The following is a 20,651-nucleotide window of genomic DNA, read 5'->3' on the forward strand; positions in this document are numbered from 1 at the left end:
ACCTTTGCAAGTTTACCTATTGGCTAAGCTAACTTTGCAAAGGGGGCAGTGCAACCTATTGCAGGCCAAGTTGACGTTCTCGGTTGATAACAACAGAAATCGCAACGACACCAAAAAGGCCGGTCACAACCATGAGGTACAGTAGCGGCATTGCGCCGGTTTCGGGACCCAACAAAGCCCCGGCAAGGGCGCTTAGGCCAGCGCCACCTGCCAACATGATTGCCCCGGACAGACCCGAAGCCGTGCCGGCCAAATGGGGCCGTACGGACAGCGCGCCCGCCGTTGCGTTTGGAATCGACATGCCGTTTCCAAGACCCACAAAGGTCATGAAACCAAAGAAGCTGAGCGGTGAACCGTACCCCGCCCACATCACGATCACGGAAAGCACAACACCGATCGCGTTCAGCCAGCATCCCCAAAGCACCATGTGGTTCACGCCGATGCGCGTAGAGAAACGCCCGCTGATGAAGTTACCGACAAAGTACCCAACAGCCGGGGCTCCGAAGAAAAAGCCCAATTCACTGGGGGACATGTCGTAGACAACGGTCCCAACAAACGGTGCGCCGCCAAGATAGGCAAAAAAGGAACCAGACGAGAATCCGCAGGCGAGTGAGTATCCCCAAAAGCGCGGAGATTTGAGCAGCTCTGGGTATTCTTTGAACTGGGCGGCGAGTGTCTTGCCGCTTTTGTGCGCGGTTTCGCCAAAGTCGAAATAGGTAAGCGCCAGTGTGATTACGCCGAGCCCGAATAAAAGCCAAAAGTTGGCGTGCCAGCTGAACCATTCATCCAATACACCGCCAAGTGCCGGGCCAATCATTGGAACAACAGCCATGCCCATCGTGACATAGCCAATCATCGAGGCCGCTTGATCCTGTTCGTACATATCGCGCACTGCTGCACGGCTGAGAACAACGCCGACGGCGATCACGGCTTGGCACATACGGAAGAACAAGAATATCTCAGCTGTGGGTGAGAAAATGCACCCCAGCGTTGCCAAAAGGAATAGAGACAGACCCCACAAGATAACCGGTCGCCGACCTGCCTTGTCTCCGAGGGGGCCGATCAAAATCTGCATCACCGCGTTGACGAGCAGATAGAGCGCGACCGAAAGCTGCATCAGACGATAATCGGTCTGATAGTATTCCGTCATATTGGGTAGGCTGGGAAGAAAGATGTTCATTCCGAGCGCAGACAGCCCAGAAAGCAGGATCAACGTGGCGATCTTTGGTGGGCTGCGGTGGGGGGCGGTTGTTGCGGGATCGGACTGCATACTTCGCATCTATGCCCGCGTTTGAAAGATGTCCAACACTACGTGTGGTTAATATGATAATTAGCAGATTTGCATTTAGCTTTGAGGCCCTTTGTTTGAATTTGCAAATTTGCCGAAAAAGACTTTGGCCTCGCGTCAACTGAATATATGGTCCGCTAAAATTTAATAGGGGACAATCGTCATGAAGGACATCCTTTCCGAGCTCGAAGATCGCCGCGAAGCCGCGCGACTGGGTGGTGGGCAAAAGCGGATCGATGCGCAGCACGGGCGCGGTAAACTGACAGCCCGCGAGCGGATCGAGCTGCTCTTGGATGAGGACAGCTTCGAAGAGTTCGACATGTTCGTCGCCCATCGTTGCACCGATTTTGGCATGGAAAAACAACGCCCTGCGGGTGACGGTGTGGTCACGGGCTGGGGCACGATCAACGGTCGCATGGTCTATGTCTTCTCGCAGGATTTCACCGTGTTTGGTGGGTCGTTGTCTGAGACGCACGCGCAGAAAATCTGCAAGATCATGGATATGGCGATCCAGAATGGCGCGCCAGTGATTGGCATCAACGACTCGGGTGGTGCGCGTATTCAGGAAGGTGTCGCATCGCTCGCGGGTTATGCCGAAGTGTTCCAGCGCAATATTATGGCCAGTGGCGTAGTGCCGCAGATCAGTGTGATCATGGGCCCCTGTGCCGGTGGTGCAGTGTATTCACCAGCGATGACCGACTTTATCTTTATGGTTAAAGACACGTCATACATGTTTGTCACCGGCCCCGATGTGGTCAAGACCGTGACCAACGAAGTCGTGACCGCTGAGGAACTGGGCGGGGCGTCTACGCACACCAAGAAATCCAGCGTTGCGGATGGCGCTTTTGAAAACGATGTCGAGGCCCTGGCCGAAGTGCGTCGTTTGGTGGATTTTCTGCCATTGAACAATCGCGAAAAGCCTCCGGTGCGCCCGTTCTTTGACGAAACATCCCGTATCGAGGCCTCGCTTGACACGCTGGTGCCGGAAAACCCGAACACCCCGTATGATATGAAAGAGCTCATCACCAAATTGGCGGATGAGGGCGACTTCTACGAGATCCAAGAAGACTTCGCCAAAAACATTATCACCGGATTTGTTCGCCTCGAAGGGCAAACTGTTGGGATCGTGGCCAACCAGCCGATGGTTCTGGCCGGGTGTCTGGATATCGATTCCAGCCGCAAAGCGGCGCGTTTTGTGCGGTTCTGTGACTGTTTTGAAATTCCGATCCTGACCTTGGTTGACGTGCCGGGCTTCTTGCCGGGGACAAGCCAGGAATACGGCGGCGTTATCAAGCACGGTGCAAAGCTGTTGTTCGCTTATGGCGAAGCGACCGTACCAAAGGTCACTGTGATTACGCGCAAGGCTTATGGCGGCGCGTATGACGTTATGGCGTCCAAGCATCTGCGAGGCGATTTCAACTACGCTTGGCCAACTGCTGAAATCGCGGTGATGGGTGCCAAGGGTGCAACCGAAATCATCCACCGTGCCGATTTGGCGGATGCGGAAAAGATTGCGCAGCACACACAGGATTACGAAGACCGTTTTGCCAACCCGTTTGTGGCGGCTGAAAAGGGCTTTATCGACGAGGTGATCCAGCCCAAGTCGACGCGTAAACGCGTGGCACGAGCTTTTGCTTCCTTGCGGAACAAGTCGCTTAAGAACCCGTGGAAAAAACACGACAACATTCCGTTGTGATCCATGAGCGCTCGTTGGCATATTTTGCGTACCGAAGGCAGTCTGACGTTATGTCGTCAACTGCCCCCTCGGTTTGATGTGACGGCTCACACCGAACTGCCTTTGGCGGATTCGGCGAAAGTTGCGCATCAGATCCGACAGGATATGTGGCGGGCGGTTCAAAAAGTACGAGGCTTTTCCCCGGTTGTGACTGTGACGCAGCTGGGGGACACATTGCACGTCGTTGCTGGCGGGCGCGTGAACGGTGCGGTGCCCGATACCTTGAGTGCAAAGATCTTGTCGGTGTTGGAAAACCCAGAAAAACGCGCGCGATGGGTGCGACACGCTCAAAGGAGGCCGAGAACGCAATGAGACAGTTATGGAAGAATCAAGCGTTCTCAATCTCTCATGCAGATGACTCGGCATTTGTGGGGCAGGGGTTACGGGCGTTTTTTGAATACCGTGATCTTGGAGTCAACGATGCCACCAATGGTAAATTTGGCGCGCATGTGATCCGGGCGGTTCCGGGGATGGAAAGCCCGGTGGCTTGGCATAGCCATGATCTGGAGTTCCAGATGGTCTATGTGACCAAAGGTTGGGTCGTCTTTGAATACGAAGGACAGGGCGAACAGGTACTGCGTGCAGGATCCTGTGTTCTACAGCCCCCCGGGATCAAGCACCGTGAGGTGCGCCACTCAGACGATATGGAACTTATTGAGATTATTTCGCCATCTCAATTTGACACGAAGGATGAAACTGCTCCATGATCCGCGCCAAGCGAAATAGAACAGCGCGCGCCGCAAGCGTAGCGCAAGCAGCCCCGGCAGGAGGAGCTCGCATCGCGCGGGGTCGGGGCTGCGTATATGTTTTGTCGTGTCTTGTGATCATGAGCACTGCTACAGCAGGGGCTGAGGCCTCTTTGCCGGTGCCTTCGGGGCAAACAATCCATCTGAATGACGTTCTTTTAGATGAAAATCCCGGCGAGCTTTGGGTTCGGTTTCGGTTTGTTGCGCCGCGGATTGGCAGTTTGGTTGGGCAGATCGGATATGATGTCGCCGCGATCGATATGGATCATCTGTGCGCATCGTTGGCGATCCCATATGTGACGCTGCATGATCTCAAGCCCAGCAGGGTGGTGATCTCTTTGGCGGACCGGGTTGTGTCCTTTGGTGACAGTAATCCCGAAGCAACGCAGTTTTTTGAAGCATATCGGCTGGAAAATGCCCGCTGTATCTGGGAGGAGTTCTGATGACGCCACAACATGTTGCGGCTGGAACTTCAACCAACAGAGGTTTTGAGGCTTTGGAGACACAGACAAAGATCCTGCCCCTTGTCGGATATATTTCCGCAGGGTTTTCGGTTATGATCCCGGGCGGTGGCCGTGGGGCTGCCGTAACTTCGAAATTGAGGCAGACAGGGGGAACGACCCTTGTTCGTTTCGAACAACAAACCAGGAGATACAGATGTCGAAGAGCATCAAATTCCTTGCAGCCTTCGCCCTCGTCGGTGTCGTTGCTGCGTGCGACAATTCACCGAAAGAAGAATTCGTTATCGTTGACCCCGAGCCCATCTCGGTTGAGCCGGCTTTCACCGGTAAATACAAATAATCGTGCATCGGGATCCCCCGTTAGGTGGGTCCCGGACACCCTGATGCAGGCACTTTGGCCCGCGCACCTTAAACGGGAGGCCGCGCCATGCTAAAGCATCGGGGATTCCCCGGCCGTCTTGCCGGAACAGATTTTCAATTCACAATTCGCCGCCCCAATCCCAAAGGGGTCACGCCGTTGACATCGCGCGAACGTTTTCGCGACCGTCGTCCCCCGGATCGGAGAGCCGATACCGGTTTCTTTGAGGCATTGTGGTTGCAGTTTGGGGACCAACCCTTTGAGCGCGGCAATCTTGATGCCGGGCGTCTGAGTTGGTTCTTTGGACGCGAAGTGATCGCGGCCGAGGACCCGTTTGATCCTGCAAGTTACGAAGCACTGCTTGTTATCGATGTAAAAATCGCTCGCCGTTCTTATCCAGAAATTGTTGGGGATTAATCGGCGTGAATTTGCGGATGGCTCATCAAATTCGGCAGAAAGCGGCCCAATACCAAACCTGCGTCAGCGCGGGCTTGGAGGCTGGCTGTGTGTCGGGCAGGGTGCCCCTTGTCGCCGCAATCAATCTGCCTTTTGTGGCGGCTGACGGAAACGTCCCTTCCCCTTCTTTGAACGGGCAGACATATGTGCCTCACACTCTTCTGCCCGTTCCTTTTTTTGGACAATGCGTAAGTTTTCGCCGGTCCGCCTTGATCGGTCGGCGAGGGGCTGCGCACCGGAACGCAATGTCTCGTCCGCGCTTGCGGGCTATGGGTCAACCATTCCATATCAATGCACTTAAACCCAATCACTCAGAAGGATGGGAACAGTGCGAGCAAAACAAATCTCAGCTGCTTTGGCGGTCTGCATCAGCTTGGCCGCATGTGGCGACACGCAAACAGAACAGGCGCTTTATGGCGGCGGGGCGGGGCTCTTGGGGGCCCTTGTCGTTGACGGAAACCCGGTCGCTGGCGCGGCTGTCGGTGCCGCAGCCAACCTGCTGTATTGCGAAACGCAAAACACCTGCAACTGACGGGCTCTCCGTCACGAACATCCAGACCTCATCGGGTCTGACAATATATGCGCGATTCACCGTTTCGGGCCCAAGGGCTCGGGGCGGTGTTTTGCGTTCTCAACACCTCAAGACAAAGGACATCGCATGTTCAACAAGATCCTGATCGCCAACCGCGGCGAGATTGCCTGCCGGGTCATCAAGACCGCGCGCAAAATGGGTATTTCGACCGTCGCCATCTATTCCGATGCGGATAAGCAGGCGCTGCATGTCCAGATGGCAGACGAAGCCGTACACATTGGGCCACCCCCTGCGAACCAGTCCTATATTGTTATCGACAAAGTGATGGAGGCGATCCGTTCATCCGGCGCACAGGCCGTGCACCCCGGGTACGGTTTCTTGTCCGAAAACGCGAGCTTCGCCCAAGCGCTGGCCGCTGAGGGCGTTGCGTTTGTAGGCCCCCCAGTTGGCGCCATTGAAAAGATGGGGGACAAGATCACCTCGAAAAAGATTGCCCAAGAAGCCGGTGTTTCGACGGTTCCCGGGTACATGGGGCTGATCGAAGACGCCGAAGACGCGGTAAAGATTTCCAACCAAGTTGGCTATCCAGTCATGATCAAAGCCTCGGCCGGTGGCGGTGGTAAGGGCATGCGGATTGCGTGGAACGATCAAGAGGCTCGCGAAGGGTTCCAATCGTCCAAGAACGAGGCGGCAAATTCGTTCGGTGATGATCGGATATTTATCGAAAAATTCGTGACTCAGCCGCGCCACATTGAAATTCAGGTTCTCTGCGATAGCCACGGCAACGGCATCTATCTGGGTGAGCGCGAATGCTCGATCCAGCGCCGGAATCAAAAAGTTGTGGAAGAAGCACCATCGCCTTTCTTGGACGAAGCCACGCGCAAAGCGATGGGCGAACAGTCGGTCGCTCTGGCCAAGGCGGTTGGCTATGCAAGCGCCGGTACTGTGGAATTCATCGTTGATGGCGACAAGAACTTCTACTTCCTAGAAATGAACACCCGTTTGCAGGTGGAACACCCTGTGACCGAACTGATCACCGGTGTTGATCTGGTGGAACAGATGATCCGCGTCGCCAATGGTGAACCATTGAGCATCACGCAGGACGACGTGACTTTGACAGGCTGGGCGATTGAAAACCGTTTGTATGCCGAAGACCCGTATCGCGGTTTCTTGCCATCGATTGGCCGTCTGTCACGTTACCGTCCGCCGGCAGAAGTGGCCTCTGGCCCATTGCTGGTCAACGACAAGTGGCAAGGGGATGCCCCTCAGGGTGAGACTGCGGTTCGTAACGACACTGGCGTCTATGAAGGCGGCGAAATCTCGATGTATTATGACCCGATGATCGCCAAGCTCTGCACATGGGCACCCACCCGTGGCGAAGCAATCGAAGCAATGCGCACTGCATTGGACAGCTTTGAGGTCGAAGGTATCGGCCATAACTTGCCGTTCTTGTCCGCCGTGATGGATCACCCGATCTTTATCGATGGAACCATGACCACTGCCTTTATCGAAGAGCAGTATCCCGAGGGTTTCCAAGGGGTAGAACTGCCAGAAGCGGATCTGCGCCGGATCGCGGCGTCGGCAGCAGCAATGCACCGCGTTGCCGAAATTCGTCGCACCCGGGTTTCAGGCCGGATGGACAATCATGAACGCAAAGTTGGCACCGAATGGGTGGTATCCTTGCAAGGTCAGCATTTTGCAATGAGCATTGCGGCGGATCATGAGGGATCGACAGTTCAGTTCGCTGATGGCAGCTCTCATCGTGTGGCATCGACTTGGACGCCCGGGGATCAACTGGCCACACTTGAGGTCGACGGCAGTCCCTTGGTGCTGAAGGTTGGTAAAGTGTCCGGCGGCTTCCGGTTGCGGTCGCGTGGGGCGGACCTGGTCGTGCATGTGCGCACGCCTCGGCAGGCTGAATTGGCTGCTTTGATGCCTGAAAAAGTTGCGCCTGATACATCCAAGCTGCTGCTGTGCCCGATGCCCGGTCTGATCGTAAAGGTCGACGTCGAAGTGGGCGACGAGGTACAGGAAGGTCAGGCCCTTTGCACGGTCGAGGCGATGAAGATGGAAAACATCCTGCGCGCTGAGAAAAAGGGGGTGGTGTCCAAGATCAATGCAAATGCAGGCGAAAGTCTTGCAGTTGATGATGTCATCATGGAGTTCGAATGATCGGGTAGTCCCGGTCATTTAACCTAACCGGAGATTGGATCTGTGCCAGACGGCAAGACATTTTATTGGACACGCTGCCAAACTGGCGGGGCGAGGGCTTATTTGTTCTCGCGCCGTTCGCGGATTTCGCGTTCTCGCAATGGAAACTTGTCAATTGAGCGGCTCAGTTCGCGGACGTTCCAGGGGAACGGCTTGCGTAGTTTGACCCCACCGTCCTTGCCGATCAGAACAAGCTGGAAGCCACGCGGGCGCAGTTTTTGGCGCAAGGGTGATTTTGCGGCAGGGTCGGTGTCCGTAAGCACAACGACATCGCGATCGCGCATCATGGGTTCGCCTTGGGTTAACAAGTCGATCTGTTGCTGGAAACGCGGGTCTGCTGGCGTATCCGCAAACACCACGACGGGCCTGTTAATCCATAAAAATTCGCTCAAATCGCTTTCACCAGCCGATTGGACAAAGGCTGGTTCTGGCGTTTGGGTGGCATCAGTTGCCAGACCAGCGACTGGAAATAGCAAAGACAAAACAAAGGCTAGCGTGCGGGTCATTGGGTCTCCTGTTGTATTGAATATAGACCCGGTTGCAGGGATTGCGACACGGGAAATGCACCGGGTCTGCAAAAACTTTAACGTTAATCGGTTCGTTAGGGGTTTGGCGTGACAGTTGTTCCATTCCCAATACACCGGCTGCAGAACGTAGCCCCGGTCGCACGGACGGGCGAACCCATGGACGTTACTCTGCATATCGGAGCGCATCGATGCGCGACGACAACTTTTCAAACTTATATGCGTAAGAATGCCGATAAACTGGCCGAGGATGGTACAGGTTTTTGGGGGCCGTGGCGGACCCGCAAAGGCTTGTTTCGTGATATTGTCCCGGGACCGTCACAGGCATTGGGGCGCAATTTGCAGCGTCGTGCCTATGGGCGGGTTCAGATTAATCTGGATCGCTCAACTCAGCGCGGTGTAAAGCGTTTGATCGTGAGCGACGAGAATATGCTGGGCTCTATCCGGCACAATGTGCGCCACCTTCGCCTGTATGGCGGTGCGGGCGAATGGACATCTCGCTATGGCGAAGCCTTTAAGGGCTATGTCACAGATGTGGTCCTGAATGTGCGCAGTCTCGATCATTATTGGGCTTCAGCATTAGGATACGCGGCGTCGCGGGGACGTGGCATTCCTGATTCTGCTACACTTGAACTGGTGGCTAAAACCCGGCGCAGCTGGCGTGATGTGATCGAAGACGTTGCCTGTGCACTGCCAAATGCCCGGCTGAAGGTCCTGCCATTTGAGAACTTTGTGGGTAGCCCTGATCGCCAACTTCGCGCGATGACCGGGCAATCTGCGCCTCAGACCCATCGTGATCTGTGGAAAAATGCTTCGCCCCGGTTGCCGGAATTGCGCGAACTGTTGCCCTCTGACGTGTCTGCCTTGCTTCCGACAGGCGATGCGCGTTGGAACCCATTTACCCCGGCGCAGGCCGCGCATCTGCGCGAAACCTATGCCGATGACCTGATGTGGTTGACTGCTGGGGCTGACGGCCTGGCGCAGCTGATACAGGATCCTGATAAAAAACCGGTGGGGCGAACCCTGCCAAGGACAGAATTGCAAAGAGGAAGACCCAATGACCAAGACCGACGATTGGCGGGCGCTGGCTGAAAAAGAACTGCGCGGACGTGCGGTAGATGACCTGACATGGACCACTTTGGAAGGGATCGATGTCAAGCCGCTCTATACTGAAGAAGACACCAAAGACTTGCCACACATGGGGACAATCCCGGGCGAGGGGCCGTTTACCCGTGGTGTAAAGGCAACCATGTACGCGGGACGCCCGTGGACCATTCGTCAGTATGCAGGTTTCTCCACGGCCGAGGAATCCAACGCCTTTTACCGACGCAATCTGGCGGCGGGTCAGCAAGGGGTCTCTGTCGCCTTCGATCTGGCAACCCACCGGGGGTATGACTCCGATCACCCGCGCGTTGTCGGCGATGTTGGCAAGGCGGGCGTCGCCATCGACAGCGTTGAAGACATGAAAATCCTGTTTGACGGCATTCCGTTGGACAAGGTCTCGGTTTCGATGACCATGAACGGGGCTGTTGTGCCGATTTTGGCCAGCTTCATCGTCGCGGGCGAAGAGCAAGGTCACGACAAAGCACTGCTTGCGGGCACCATTCAGAATGACATTCTGAAAGAGTTCATGGTGCGCAACACCTATATTTATCCGCCTGAGCCCTCGATGCGGATCATTTCGGACATTATCGAATACACTTCGAACGAGATGCCCAAATTCAACTCGATCTCGATTTCCGGCTATCACATGCAGGAAGCGGGTGCGAACCTGGTACAGGAACTTGCCTATACGCTGGCGGATGGCCGTGAATACGTACGTGCAGCGATCGAGGCGGGTATGGACGTGGACAAGTTTGCAGGCCGTTTGTCGTTCTTCTTTGCCATTGGCATGAACTTTTTTATGGAGGCTGCCAAACTGCGCGCCGCGCGTCTGCTGTGGCACCGCATCATGACTGAATTTGGCGCCAAGTCGGATCGTTCGAAGATGCTGCGCACGCACTGCCAGACATCTGGCGTGTCGTTGCAGGAACAAGACCCTTACAACAACGTCGTACGCACCGCCTACGAGGCGATGTCGGCGGCACTGGGGGGAACTCAGTCGTTGCACACGAATGCGTTGGACGAGGCGATTGCCCTACCAACGGATTTCTCGGCCCGGATCGCGCGTAACACGCAGCTGATCCTGCAAGAAGAAACAGGCATTACCAATGTGGTCGATCCACTTGCTGGGTCTTACTATGTTGAAAGCCTAACGGCTGAGCTGGCCGACAAAGCTTGGGCTTTGATCGAAGAAGTCGAAGAAATGGGCGGCATGACCAAGGCGGTCGCGTCGGGGATGCCCAAACTGCGGATCGAAGAGTCAGCAGCCCGGCGTCAGGCGATGATCGACCGCGGCGAAGAAGTCGTTGTTGGCGTCAACAAATACCGTCTCAGCGAGCAAGATCCGATTGATATCTTGGATGTGGACAACGTGGCCGTACGTGAAAGCCAAGTTGCGCGTCTGGAAAATATCCGGGCTACACGGGACGAGGCAGCCTGCACCGCAGCGTTGGCCGAATTGACGCGTCGTGCGAAAGAGGGCGGCAACCTGCTTGAAGGGGCTGTCGAAGCTGCACGTGCTCGCGCATCTGTAGGAGAAATCAGCATGGCGATGGAAGACGAATTTGGTCGCCACCGCGCCGAGGTTAAAACTCTGGCCGGTGTGTATGGGGCGGCATATGAAGGCGATGAAGGCTTTGCAGCCATTCAGAAAAGCATCGAAGAGTTCGCCGAAACCGAAGGCCGCCGTCCACGTTTGTTGGTGGTGAAGATGGGGCAAGACGGTCATGACCGTGGTGCCAAAGTCATCGCAACGGCCTTTGCTGATATCGGCTTTGACGTCGACGTTGGCCCCTTGTTCCAAACCCCAGCCGAAGCTGCGCAAGACGCGGTCGATAACGATGTGCATGTTGTTGGCATCAGCTCGCAGGCTGCGGGTCACAAAACGCTGGCACCGCAACTGGTACAGGCGTTGAAAGAGGCCGGCGCCGAGGATGTGATTGTGATCTGTGGTGGGGTTATTCCTCAGCAGGATTATCAGTTCCTGTACGATAATGGCGTTAAGGCGATCTTTGGTCCGGGCACCAACATACCCGAAGCAGCACAGGATATCCTGAAGCTGATCGGCGAAACGCGGACCTAAATGGGCAAGCGGGCACTGATCCTATTCGGCATGGCCGGTGGCGCGCTTTGGGGCATTCTTGTCTGCGCAACACCGATGTGGCTGGATCTTCCCTATTTGCCTGCGGCCCTTGCTTTACCCGGCGCGTTTCTCGCGCCGGGTCTTTTTTTGGCCGCTGTAATTGGACGGCTGGCCCAGCGTCGGTTCTTTGATGATGGGATCATCGACGGCGATCCGTTTCAACCCGGGTCTGGCGCGGAGCTGGATCAGCGGGTTTTGACAAATACAGTGGAGCAATTGGTTTTGGCGCTGATGCTCTGGCCCTTTGTTGCAATGACGCTTGGCGGCGCAGTTGTGATCGCCCTTGGGGTGTCATTTACAGTGATGCGGGTGTTGTTCTGGTTCGGCTATCACCTATCGCCCCCTTTGCGCGGGTTGGGGTTTGCGGGCACATTTTACCCCACACTCATAGCGACGCTTTGGGCGTTTGCTGCTTGGGCAGGATAAAGCGTGTGACACTTCACGGTGGTTTCGTGCCCTAGTGATCCTTTCTTCGTTTTGCCGTTGTGCTTGAGCCACTGCTTAGTAGGGTACTCTGCAAAGGAGACTTTGACATGCAATTGGATCATTTGGCAGTGGCGGGTGAGACCCTGTCCGAAGCGGTCGCGCATGTGGAGCAGGCGCTAGGGGTTGCAATGCAACCCGGCGGACAGCACCCGCGCTATGGAACGCATAATCGTTTGATCGGGTTGATGGATGGGCTGTATCTAGAGGCGATCGCGATTGAACCCGGCGTGGTGCCGGAAAATCAACCCAGATGGTTCGATCTGGACAATTTCAAAGGGCCTGCGCGCCTGACAAACTGGATCCTCCGGTCGCCTTCTTTGGAACAAGAGGCTGAGACGCTGTTACCGCATGCACGTCAACTGGTGGCGATGCAACGAGGGGATCTCAGGTGGCTGATGACGGTGCCGGTGGATGGGCTTTTGCCTTATGAAAATCTGTATCCGGCGGTGCTGGAATGGCAAGGGCGGTTGCCGGTGGAAAGTTTAGCCCCCACTGGGTGTCGGTTGCTGCGCCTGACGATCCGCCATCCCGACGGGAATGCATTGGGTGCAGACGTAGCGCCGATCCTAAAGGATCAGAAGATCGCATTCGAAGCTGGCCCGCATGGAATGAGTGCTGAATTTGAAACGCCGCACGGGCGTCGCGTGCTGGAATGAGGGTCCGTCCGGCAACTCAGAAAGATGCAGATGCGATCTGTTTGATCATGAACGCCATGATTCAAGACACCCTAAATACTTTCACGACCAAACTGCGGGATCCTGCGTCTGTTGAGGACGATATTGCGCAACGCGGCGCTAGTTTTCTAGTCGCCGATGATCAGGGGCAGGTGGTTGGGTTTGCGACTTACGGTCCATTCCGCAACGGGCCGGGCTATTCCCACACGCAAGAACATTCAATCCAGCTGAGCGCAGAGGCGCGTGGGCGGGGTGTGGGGCGGGCCTTGATGATGCAGTTGGAACAAGTGGCACAAGATCGCGGAGTTCATATTTTGGTCGCAGGCATCAGTGCACCAAATCAGGCAGCCATCCAATTCCATCGCGCGCTTGGGTTTACCGAGGTCGGGCGCATGCCAGAAGTAGGGTTTAAATGGGGGGAGTGGTTGGATCTTGTATTAATGCAGAAAAATCTTATTGAGGTAGAAAAAGCCGCACCTGACACTTCTGAAAAGTGCAGTTAGGATACGTCTATGTCACTCTGGACCCGTATAAGCGACGCGCTCAGCGCGCTCTCCCAAGGCGAAAGCCTGACGCAAGTCTTTGATCGCCTGCGCACTCCACCTGAAAAATCCGTTGCTTTTGCTATCGCAGTGATCGCTTTGGGGGCGAAAATGGCCAAAGCGGACGGGCAGGTCACGCGGGACGAGGTAACGGCGTTTCGCGAGGTGTTTCAGATCGCGCGGGATGACGAGGCGGGCGCTGCACGGGTCTTTGATATGGCCCGAACCGATGTGGCGGGATACGAGGAATATGCACGAAGCATCCAGCAGATGTTCTCGGATGATCCAACAACCCTGTGTGATCTGATGGAGGGGCTGTTTCACATTGCTATGGCCGATGGTTTCTACCATCCCGGAGAGAATGAATTCCTATCTGAAGTCAGCCGGATCTTTGGACAGAATGAACAACAGTTTATGGCGCTCAGGGCGCGCTTCGTCCCTGATGCGCCAACAGATCCGTACACGGTTTTGGGCGTTCAGGCGGATATGACTATGCCTGAAATCCGTAAGGTCTGGCGTCAATTGGTCCGCGAAACCCATCCGGATGCAATGATCGCGCGGGGAGTTCCCGAAGAAGCGATCAGACTGGCTGAAAAGCGTATGATCGACATCAACCGGGCCTGGGATGAGATCAACGGCGCACGGATCTGAGCGATGCGTTTGGCGACCTATAATGTGGAATGGTTTGCTAATCTTTTCGATAACGAAGACCAACTGATCAGCGATAGCAGCTGGTCAGGACGTTTTGATGTGACCAAGGTCGAACAAATCGAAGCGATCGCCAAAGTTTTGACGGCGGTCGACGCGGACGCGATCCTGATTGTTGAGGCCCCTAATACGGGACGCAAGCAAAACACTGTGCACGCATTGGAACGATTTGCTGCCACTTTCAATTTGCGGACACGCAGCGCGCTGATTGGGTTTGCCAACGATACGGATCAAGAAATCGCACTGTTGTATGATCCTGAGGTGGTGACTGCCAGCCATGATCCCAAAGGTGAAGAGACAGGGAAACGCGGCAGCACAACACCGCCGCGTTTTGACGGCGTGTTTCGGATTGACCTGGATATTGATGCTACTGAGGACTTGATACGCTTTTCCAAACCCCCTTTGGAACTGGCCGTGCAAACAGCCAAAGGGACGCAGTTTCGCTTGATCGGGGCGCATTTGAAATCCAAAGCCCCGCATGGAGCTAAGACCCGGGACGAGGTTATTCGCATTTCGATTGCCAACCGACGCAAGCAGTTGGCGCAGGCGATTTGGCTGAGCGCACGTGTGCAAGAGCATCAAGCCGCCGGAGAAGACGTGATTTTGCTTGGGGATCTGAACGATGGCCCGGGATTGGATGAGTTCGAGCACCTTTTTGGCCGGTCATCGGTCGAAATCCTGCTGGATGCAGGGCTCTACGACCCACATGCAGATAAAGCCATTCAAAAGCGCGCACGTGCGGTGCCCACCACAGCTCGGTTCAAGATACGAGGAGAGGGGCGTTATCTGCAGGCCTTGTTGGATTACATCATGGTGACGCCGCGATTGCAGGCGCGACGCCCCGTTTGGCGGATCTGGCACCCTTTTGACGATGCTGAATGTTGGAAAGTTCCTGAATTGCGCGATGCTTTGCTCACGGCTTCGGATCATTTTCCTGTCTCTATGGAAATTGACATATGACCTTTGAACCGGGGACGGAGATCCATATATGAGGGGTATGAAACAGATTGCTTCTCTGGCCCTCATGGCCACGCTCGCCGCCGCGCCGGTTACGGCTCAAGACGCTACCGACACGGATAAGTCTTTGATGGAGCAGGGTGCTGAACTGTTCTTTAAGGGGCTGCGTGAAGAAATGGAGCCAACTCTGGATAGCCTGCGAGGGTTGGCAGAAGAATACGGCCCTTCCATGCGCAGTTTTTTTGAAGAAATGGGACCGGCACTAGCCGATATGGCAAGCCAGGTTCAGGATTGGAGCGCCTATCATGCGCCTGAAATGCTAGAAAACGGGGATATTATTATCCGAAAGAAAGTTACGCCCGAGGGAGAGGCTCCGATAGATCCAGCGCCCGAAGAGGAACCACCCTCAGGTGCAACAGATATCTAACCTTTGATAATGACCTCATGTTCGGCATCAAGCGCGTTGGCCAAAGAGTCAAACCGCGCCTGAGCCACTTCGCTGTAAAGTGGTACGGTGCTTTTGGGGAGGATCATCTCAAGGCGACGCTTTTTGGGATACCAGTGCAGTTTGCCCATCTTGGTGTCTTTTTGCATCCATAACATCGCGCCCAAACGCATGGCTTTGCCCAGAACTTCGGCCTGTTTCTGCTCTTTGTCGGTGAGCAACTCGTATAGGGGTTCAAAACGGTTCCCGGCGCGTTTGTTGCGATACCTGTGTTGCAATGCCAGCCCCAGGAAAACACGTTCAGAGTGTTTTAGTCCGCCCAGATTTGCACGGGTTGCATTATCAAAGCAAACCTCGGCCCGATAGTCAGGGTGCGCGCGCCAGCTGACGTCGTGCAACAGACACGCGGCTTTTATCAGACGCACCTGAGCCTTTGGCGCGGATTTGTACAAAGGCATCACAAAATCAAACAGCTGCTTGCCAAAGCCGGGCAGGCGGGCGTCCTTGTTTTCAGCCCAGTAACAGGATTCGATCAAAGGATCCCGATTGCGCAGCTTTTGTGGCATTTGTTCGTACAACAACCCTTCGCGGATTCCGTAGCTGGAAATCGCGATATCTTTGGGTTTGAAGGTTCGGACAAGGCGCGTCAAAACATCCATCGCGTAGGGCACCAACGCCATCCGGGACGACGACACACCAGCCCGATTGCGCAGTTTGTCGAGATCACTTTGTTCGATGAATTTGATCGTTTCGCGCACATCCGTCACGGTCATGCGATATTCATGCAGAACCTTAAGGGGGTAGCCGCGTCGTACCATGTCGATACGGGCGATCGCGCGCCAGCTGCCCCCAACGAGGAACAGGCGATCCGGTTGTGGCCCCATCTGTTGATAGAGCCCCTCCATCACCTCTTTGATGTGGTTCTTGAGGCCGCGTCGTCCGCCTTTGATGTCCCGCAATTTGAGCGGGCCAAGTGAAGAAGTCACCCGCTTTCCCACCGTACCGTCGTGGATTTCAGCCAATTCCATGGACGAGCCGCCGATGTCACAGATCAACCCATAGGCGCCCGGCCAGCCCAGCAATACGCCTTGGGCGGATAGGCGCGCCTCTTCCTTGCCGTCGATGACCTGAATGTGCAGGCCGGTTTCTTTCAATACCTCGGCGCAGAAATCAGGGCCATCCTCAGCATCGCGAACCGCAGCTGTCGCGACCACGTGCAGGGGGGGCATGTCCAAACCCTGTGCCAGATGTTGGAACCGATTCAAGGCGGCAAGTGCGCGTTCCCGACCTTTTGGGTTCAGGCGGCCCGTTTCGGACAATCCAGCCCCGAGCGCGCACATGACTTTCTCGTTGTAGAAATAAGCAGGTGAGCGGGCCGCGCCGTCGAACACAACCATACGGACAGAGTTCGATCCGACATCGACCACTCCAACGCGGGACAAAGCCCGGGCACTGGGATCATCGAACAAAGGCCGTCCAAACGGACCCCAGTCAGGGGCAGTTATCGCAGGTGAATGGTCCATATCATCCCCGGAATTTTTGGAGTTAAGATGCGCAATTGGTCCGCTTGGGTCAATCGCGCTGTCGTCTCATGCGACATCTTCGTTCAATACTCTGATGGCCAGTGCCCGTGTTATCGGGCGACTTTCAGTCAGCGCAATACGGTCCAGACGATCCACGACCTGAGCAGCCGTCTCAAAACGCCGGTCCATGTGTTTCACAAGGTACGAAATCACATCCGGTTTGGGAAAAAGCTGGCGATCCACAAACAGCTTAGCCAAAACCGCACAGAGCAGCGCATCGTCAGGCGGATCAAGTGCAACATGATGCGCGCCTTGGATGCGGCTTTGTAAATCCGGTAAGGGGAGTTCCCAGAAACGCGGCGCGAGGCGCCCTGTCATCAACAGCGTATGTCCCTCAGCAAGGGTGAGGTTATGCAGGTGAAACAACGATTTCTGTATTTCTAGATCCGCAGCGACAAAAGGAACGTCTTCTATGGCGATTGGCCCTTGTGCCAATTCTGGTACATCTTCGTATCGCAGATTGGCGGCATTCAGAATGCGCCCACCGGTTTCTCCGGCCCACACATGTGCCAAATGTGTTTTGCCAGCCCCCGCAGGGCCCGTCAGAACCAATTTGTTCCCCGGCCAGGAAGAGGCCGAGATCATTGCAACCGCCAACGCATTGGACGGGGACACAAAGAAGTCCTCGCGGCCCAATGCGGTTTTGGCCGGCAAATCAAAGCTAAGCTGTTCGGCCATTTATTCGGCGTCCTGTCCCGTGATCCCTTGGTACAACCGACTGCTCAGGTATTGCGCAGTTCCGAACCGTGCCAGCACTCCCAAAGCCGCGGCAACGGGGACTGCGATTAGCATGCCAACAAAGCCAAACAATGCGCCAAAGACAGACAGAGCCAACAGCAACCAGACGGGATGCAAACCGACCGAACTGCCAACCAGTTTCGGGGTGAGATAATTCCCTTCGATCACTTGTCCAAAGGCAAAGATCGCGCCCACAATTCCGATGGATGTCCAGTCGCCCCAGAATTGGAACAGGGCCAGACCGATCGCCAAGGCACCGCCGATCAGTGCACCGAGGTAAGGGATAAACGTGACCAAACCAGCGATAAAGCCGACGATCAGGCCAAATTGCAGCCCGACCAGCATCAGCGCCACGGCATAATAGGTGCCCAAGATCAGGCAAACGGTACCCATACCGCGTACAAATGAGGCCAGCACTGCATCTACATCGGTCGCCAATTGACGAATGACGGGCGAGTGGTCACGCGGCACAAGGAAATCGATCCGCTCGATCATATTGTCCCAATCCAGCAGCAGATAGACGGCCACAACCGGGACAATCACCAGCAAAACTACGATATTGATGGCAGACCCAACCGACCCCACCAAGGTTTGCAGTAACTCACCCGTCTTTGATTTTAGGGTTTCCCCCAGCGTAACCAAAATCTGGTGTGTGTTTGATTCGCGGTCCAGCAACGACGGGAATTTCTGATCCACAAAGGTGCGCAGGTCGCGGAACAGTTGCGGTAACACGTCAATCAGGTCGATTAACTGCGTGATCAAGGCTGGGACAACCATCAAAACTAAGATGACAAAGATCAACACAGAGACCACCGTAATGACCGCTGTTGCGGCCATGCGGGATAGGCCCCATCGCTCTAATCTGTCCGCGACCGGATCTATGAAATAGGCAATCGCCCCACCAATGACAAAGGGCAACAAGACGTCCCCCAGAAACCAAAGGACGAGAACAAACACAGCGGCGACAACGCCCCAGTATCTAACCTGATCTTTTGCCGAGAGGGCCATGGGTGCTCCACATGCGAGGACGTTTGCCCCTTCATCGCTCAAGGGTGGGTTGCATGCAAGTGTCGCTGTTTCAGAACACCACGTTAAGCATCGCAAGAGAGACGATGAGGAACAAAATCGTCATTATTCCGCCGGAGCGTACAAAATCCATGACCTTATACCCAGCGGGGCCCATGATGAGAGCATTCACTTGGTGGGTGGGAATAATAAAGCTGTTCGAGGTTGAGATAGCGACCGTCAGTGCAAAAACGGCAGGGTTTGCCCCCGCTGCACTGGCGATTGAGACCGCTAGCGGCACCAACAAAACCGTGGCGCCAACATTTGACATCACCAACGAGAACACGGTTGCCAAAAGCGCGATACCTGCCTGTAAGGACCAAATGGGCCAGCCATCAAGAACCACCAGAATTTGTTGCGCAATCCAAGCTGCAGTGCCTGTGTTTTGCACAGCCTGACCTAGGGGGATAAGGCTGGCGAGCAGGAAAACCGTATTCCAGCCAACGGCGCGATAGGCTTCGTCGACCCTCAGAACGCGTGTCAGCAACATACCGACCGCGCCGACCATCAGACACAAGGACAGACGGATGTCCGAAAACAGGATAAGGCTGAGAGAGAGTGCAAAGAAGAGCAGGGCCCAGCCCACTTTTTGCGGCCGCAACTCTTCTTGCGGGAAGTCGGATGTCACGACGACAAAATCCGGATCTCTTTTTAATCGAGTCAGGTTGTCCCATTTCGTGTGAGAGACCAACATGTCCCCGGGTTGGAATTTGACCAACCCAATTGCAGTCGGGATATGGTCCTCTGTTTCGACATGGCTCAGCGTGTCTTCGCCGCGGTGAATCGCCAGAAGGCTGAGCCCGTATGTTTTTCTGAGAACCAGTTCACGGGGACACTTTCCGATCAATTGGCTTTCGGGGGGGATGACCAGCTCGGCGATACCCGCGTTTGTAGGCGCGAATTCCTCGGCAAAGACATCGAGCTCTGGGCGAATGGTCAACCCATACTCTTCAGCAAACCGGGTCACCACCTTGCTTTTACCGATGATTGCCAACCGGCATGGAGCGGCGATTTCAGCGGTTAAAATTTGCACCATCGACACTTTGCCGCGGTAAAACGTTGATATGATATAGAGGTTATTCTCAAGGTTGATATCCGCAAGGATTTGGCCAACCAAAGCACTCTCCTCTGGAACATCGACTTCAAATACCTCGGCTTTAAGACCGTACACACGCTTCAGATAGGACCGGGTACTTTGCGCGGTCGTTCCCTCGGTGCGGGGCTCGGCTGCGGGTAGGACCCAACGGCCCAATACGAGAAAGTACAATACGCCCGTCAGGATCAGGACCGCCCCAATCGGGGCGACTGAAAACAACCCAAAAGGCTCCATCTGCTGATCCGCAGGCAGACCTTCGTTCGCAGTTGCCAGCAAGTCGTTTAGCAGGATGAGAGGCGAAGACCCCACCATTGTCAGCGTGCCCCCTAGAATGGCACAGAACCCCATGGGCATCAGCAGGCGTGACAAAGCAATGCCTGACCGGGATGAAATCCGGCTGACGACTGGCAAAAATAGGGCCGCAGCCCCAACGTTCTGCATAAAGCTGGAGATTATTCCGACAGTGCCTGAAATGATCGGCACGATCCGGCTTTCGGTTGTCCCGCCATATTTAAGGATGACCGCCGCCACCTTGTTCATCAGGCCAGTTTTATCTAGCCCGGCCCCAACGATCATGACCGCAATGATCGAAATCACGGCATTTGATGCGAAGCCATCGAACAGGTGATTGACGTCAGCGAGCGCGCCCAACCCGGGAAGGTAACTGAGCAAACCAATAAGCACGAGAACCAACATGGCGCTGAGATCGATACGGATCAGTTCGGAAACAAACAGGAAAACCGTAAAGCACAACAATCCGGTGACCACGGCCATTTCATAGGTAAAGGCAATGTGCTCCATC

At 55.3% G+C, this 20,651-nt stretch carries 22 protein-coding genes; 16 read left to right on the plus strand and 6 right to left on the minus strand.

Going from position 1 to position 20,651, the window contains the following annotated elements:
- Positions 1–55 precede the first annotated feature (55 nt).
- On the minus strand, positions 56–1,270 hold the full coding sequence (locus tag ABWV33_RS02650) for a multidrug effflux MFS transporter (RefSeq protein WP_113822956.1): 1,215 nt from the start codon (positions 1,268–1,270) through the stop codon (positions 56–58).
- A 181-nt stretch (positions 1,271–1,451) separates the two neighbouring features.
- Here ABWV33_RS02650 and ABWV33_RS02655 point away from each other — a divergent pair, with 181 nt between their 5' ends.
- The 8 genes from ABWV33_RS02655 to ABWV33_RS02690 all read left to right on the plus strand — a co-directional run bounded on the left by ABWV33_RS02655 (position 1,452) and on the right by ABWV33_RS02690 (position 7,748).
- Positions 1,452–2,984 (plus strand): acyl-CoA carboxylase subunit beta, encoded by a 1,533-nt coding sequence (locus tag ABWV33_RS02655; RefSeq protein WP_113822957.1) that lies wholly within the window; start codon positions 1,452–1,454, stop codon positions 2,982–2,984.
- 3 nt (positions 2,985–2,987) lie between these two features.
- On the plus strand, positions 2,988–3,335 hold the full coding sequence (locus tag ABWV33_RS02660; protein WP_353329020.1) for a glycosyltransferase family protein: 348 nt from the start codon (positions 2,988–2,990) through the stop codon (positions 3,333–3,335).
- The gene (locus ABWV33_RS02665; protein ID WP_353329021.1) at positions 3,332–3,730 is read left to right on the plus strand and encodes a cupin domain-containing protein; all 399 of its coding nucleotides are present in this window, start codon (positions 3,332–3,334) and stop codon (positions 3,728–3,730) included. The genes ABWV33_RS02660 and ABWV33_RS02665 overlap by 4 nt, the downstream gene beginning before the upstream one ends.
- Positions 3,727–4,212: a DUF6497 family protein gene (locus ABWV33_RS02670; RefSeq protein WP_113822960.1), complete on the plus strand. Its 486-nt coding sequence runs from the start codon at positions 3,727–3,729 to the stop codon at positions 4,210–4,212. The genes ABWV33_RS02665 and ABWV33_RS02670 overlap by 4 nt, the downstream gene beginning before the upstream one ends.
- A 214-nt stretch (positions 4,213–4,426) precedes the next feature.
- Positions 4,427–4,570, plus strand: coding sequence for a hypothetical protein (locus ABWV33_RS02675; RefSeq protein ID WP_162930584.1), 144 nt, complete (start codon positions 4,427–4,429; stop codon positions 4,568–4,570).
- Positions 4,571–4,657: 87 nt separating this feature from the next.
- Complete coding sequence (locus ABWV33_RS02680; RefSeq protein WP_113822961.1) at positions 4,658–5,005, plus strand: hypothetical protein; 348 nt, start codon at positions 4,658–4,660, stop codon at positions 5,003–5,005.
- 367 nt (positions 5,006–5,372) lie between these two features.
- Positions 5,373–5,576, plus strand: a complete 204-nt coding sequence (locus ABWV33_RS02685) for a hypothetical protein (protein WP_113822962.1) — start codon at positions 5,373–5,375, stop codon at positions 5,574–5,576.
- A 126-nt stretch (positions 5,577–5,702) separates the two neighbouring features.
- Positions 5,703–7,748, plus strand: a complete 2,046-nt coding sequence (locus tag ABWV33_RS02690; RefSeq protein WP_353329022.1) for an ATP-binding protein — start codon at positions 5,703–5,705, stop codon at positions 7,746–7,748.
- 98 nt (positions 7,749–7,846) lie between these two features.
- Here the strand turns inward: ABWV33_RS02690 and ABWV33_RS02695 are convergent, their stop codons facing one another.
- Complete coding sequence (locus ABWV33_RS02695) at positions 7,847–8,293, minus strand: DUF4174 domain-containing protein (RefSeq protein WP_164622529.1); 447 nt, start codon at positions 8,291–8,293, stop codon at positions 7,847–7,849.
- A gap of 177 nt (positions 8,294–8,470) precedes the next feature.
- On the opposite strand from ABWV33_RS02695, the gene ABWV33_RS02700 reads away from it, so the two are divergent.
- The 8 genes from ABWV33_RS02700 (at position 8,471) to ABWV33_RS02735 (ending at position 15,349) form a co-directional block, all read left to right on the plus strand.
- Positions 8,471–9,403, plus strand: coding sequence for a hypothetical protein (locus tag ABWV33_RS02700; RefSeq protein WP_353329023.1), 933 nt, complete (start codon positions 8,471–8,473; stop codon positions 9,401–9,403).
- Complete coding sequence (scpA, locus tag ABWV33_RS02705) at positions 9,369–11,495, plus strand: methylmalonyl-CoA mutase (protein ID WP_121996706.1); 2,127 nt, start codon at positions 9,369–9,371, stop codon at positions 11,493–11,495. Before ABWV33_RS02700 ends, scpA begins: the two co-directional genes overlap by 35 nt.
- Positions 11,496–11,981 (plus strand): MAPEG family protein, encoded by a 486-nt coding sequence (locus ABWV33_RS02710; RefSeq protein WP_353329024.1) that lies wholly within the window; start codon positions 11,496–11,498, stop codon positions 11,979–11,981.
- A gap of 107 nt (positions 11,982–12,088) precedes the next feature.
- Positions 12,089–12,697: a VOC family protein gene (locus ABWV33_RS02715; protein ID WP_353329025.1), complete on the plus strand. Its 609-nt coding sequence runs from the start codon at positions 12,089–12,091 to the stop codon at positions 12,695–12,697.
- A complete protein-coding gene (locus ABWV33_RS02720; protein WP_353329026.1) occupies positions 12,694–13,218 on the plus strand; it encodes a GNAT family N-acetyltransferase in 525 nt (174 codons plus the stop codon). Before ABWV33_RS02715 ends, ABWV33_RS02720 begins: the two co-directional genes overlap by 4 nt.
- A gap of 9 nt (positions 13,219–13,227) precedes the next feature.
- Positions 13,228–13,908, plus strand: coding sequence for a molecular chaperone DjiA (locus ABWV33_RS02725; RefSeq protein ID WP_113822970.1), 681 nt, complete (start codon positions 13,228–13,230; stop codon positions 13,906–13,908).
- Positions 13,909–13,911: 3 nt separating this feature from the next.
- The gene (locus ABWV33_RS02730) at positions 13,912–14,925 is read left to right on the plus strand and encodes an endonuclease/exonuclease/phosphatase family protein (RefSeq protein WP_353329027.1); all 1,014 of its coding nucleotides are present in this window, start codon (positions 13,912–13,914) and stop codon (positions 14,923–14,925) included.
- A 37-nt stretch (positions 14,926–14,962) separates the two neighbouring features.
- Positions 14,963–15,349, plus strand: a complete 387-nt coding sequence (locus ABWV33_RS02735; protein WP_353329028.1) for a hypothetical protein — start codon at positions 14,963–14,965, stop codon at positions 15,347–15,349.
- On the opposite strand, the gene ABWV33_RS02740 is transcribed toward ABWV33_RS02735, so the two are convergent.
- From ABWV33_RS02740 to ABWV33_RS02755, 4 genes are all read right to left on the minus strand, one after another.
- On the minus strand, positions 15,346–16,890 hold the full coding sequence (locus ABWV33_RS02740; protein ID WP_113822973.1) for a Ppx/GppA family phosphatase: 1,545 nt from the start codon (positions 16,888–16,890) through the stop codon (positions 15,346–15,348). The genes ABWV33_RS02735 and ABWV33_RS02740 overlap by 4 nt on opposite strands.
- A gap of 66 nt (positions 16,891–16,956) precedes the next feature.
- Complete coding sequence (locus tag ABWV33_RS02745; RefSeq protein ID WP_353329029.1) at positions 16,957–17,628, minus strand: P-loop NTPase family protein; 672 nt, start codon at positions 17,626–17,628, stop codon at positions 16,957–16,959.
- The gene (locus tag ABWV33_RS02750) at positions 17,629–18,696 is read right to left on the minus strand and encodes an AI-2E family transporter (RefSeq protein ID WP_164622521.1); all 1,068 of its coding nucleotides are present in this window, start codon (positions 18,694–18,696) and stop codon (positions 17,629–17,631) included.
- A 70-nt stretch (positions 18,697–18,766) separates the two neighbouring features.
- On the minus strand, positions 18,767–20,650 hold the full coding sequence (locus tag ABWV33_RS02755) for an SLC13 family permease (protein WP_353329030.1): 1,884 nt from the start codon (positions 20,648–20,650) through the stop codon (positions 18,767–18,769).
- Between the last annotated feature and the right edge of the window lies 1 nt (position 20,651).

The organism is Phaeobacter sp. NW0010-22, from assembly GCF_040365955.1.
Classification (GTDB): Bacteria; Pseudomonadota; Alphaproteobacteria; order Rhodobacterales; family Rhodobacteraceae; genus OMPR01.

Coding starts and splice junctions, on each gene's coding strand:
- ABWV33_RS02650 (WP_113822956.1), bottom strand. CDS start 1,270: ATGCAGTCCGATCCCGCAACAACCGCCCCCCACCGCAGCCCACCAAAG.
- ABWV33_RS02655 (WP_113822957.1), top strand. CDS start 1,452: ATGAAGGACATCCTTTCCGAGCTCGAAGATCGCCGCGAAGCCGCGCGA.
- ABWV33_RS02660 (WP_353329020.1), top strand. CDS start 2,988: ATGAGCGCTCGTTGGCATATTTTGCGTACCGAAGGCAGTCTGACGTTA.
- ABWV33_RS02665 (WP_353329021.1), top strand. CDS start 3,332: ATGAGACAGTTATGGAAGAATCAAGCGTTCTCAATCTCTCATGCAGAT.
- ABWV33_RS02670 (WP_113822960.1), top strand. CDS start 3,727: ATGATCCGCGCCAAGCGAAATAGAACAGCGCGCGCCGCAAGCGTAGCG.
- ABWV33_RS02675 (WP_162930584.1), top strand. CDS start 4,427: ATGTCGAAGAGCATCAAATTCCTTGCAGCCTTCGCCCTCGTCGGTGTC.
- ABWV33_RS02680 (WP_113822961.1), top strand. CDS start 4,658: ATGCTAAAGCATCGGGGATTCCCCGGCCGTCTTGCCGGAACAGATTTT.
- ABWV33_RS02690 (WP_353329022.1), top strand. CDS start 5,703: ATGTTCAACAAGATCCTGATCGCCAACCGCGGCGAGATTGCCTGCCGG.
- ABWV33_RS02695 (WP_164622529.1), bottom strand. CDS start 8,293: ATGACCCGCACGCTAGCCTTTGTTTTGTCTTTGCTATTTCCAGTCGCT.
- ABWV33_RS02700 (WP_353329023.1), top strand. CDS start 8,471: ATGGACGTTACTCTGCATATCGGAGCGCATCGATGCGCGACGACAACT.
- scpA (WP_121996706.1), top strand. CDS start 9,369: ATGACCAAGACCGACGATTGGCGGGCGCTGGCTGAAAAAGAACTGCGC.
- ABWV33_RS02710 (WP_353329024.1), top strand. CDS start 11,496: ATGGGCAAGCGGGCACTGATCCTATTCGGCATGGCCGGTGGCGCGCTT.
- ABWV33_RS02715 (WP_353329025.1), top strand. CDS start 12,089: ATGCAATTGGATCATTTGGCAGTGGCGGGTGAGACCCTGTCCGAAGCG.
- ABWV33_RS02720 (WP_353329026.1), top strand. CDS start 12,694: ATGAGGGTCCGTCCGGCAACTCAGAAAGATGCAGATGCGATCTGTTTG.
- ABWV33_RS02725 (WP_113822970.1), top strand. CDS start 13,228: ATGTCACTCTGGACCCGTATAAGCGACGCGCTCAGCGCGCTCTCCCAA.
- ABWV33_RS02730 (WP_353329027.1), top strand. CDS start 13,912: ATGCGTTTGGCGACCTATAATGTGGAATGGTTTGCTAATCTTTTCGAT.
- ABWV33_RS02735 (WP_353329028.1), top strand. CDS start 14,963: ATGAAACAGATTGCTTCTCTGGCCCTCATGGCCACGCTCGCCGCCGCG.
- ABWV33_RS02740 (WP_113822973.1), bottom strand. CDS start 16,890: ATGGACCATTCACCTGCGATAACTGCCCCTGACTGGGGTCCGTTTGGA.
- ABWV33_RS02745 (WP_353329029.1), bottom strand. CDS start 17,628: ATGGCCGAACAGCTTAGCTTTGATTTGCCGGCCAAAACCGCATTGGGC.
- ABWV33_RS02750 (WP_164622521.1), bottom strand. CDS start 18,696: ATGGCCCTCTCGGCAAAAGATCAGGTTAGATACTGGGGCGTTGTCGCC.
- ABWV33_RS02755 (WP_353329030.1), bottom strand. CDS start 20,650: ATGGAGCACATTGCCTTTACCTATGAAATGGCCGTGGTCACCGGATTG.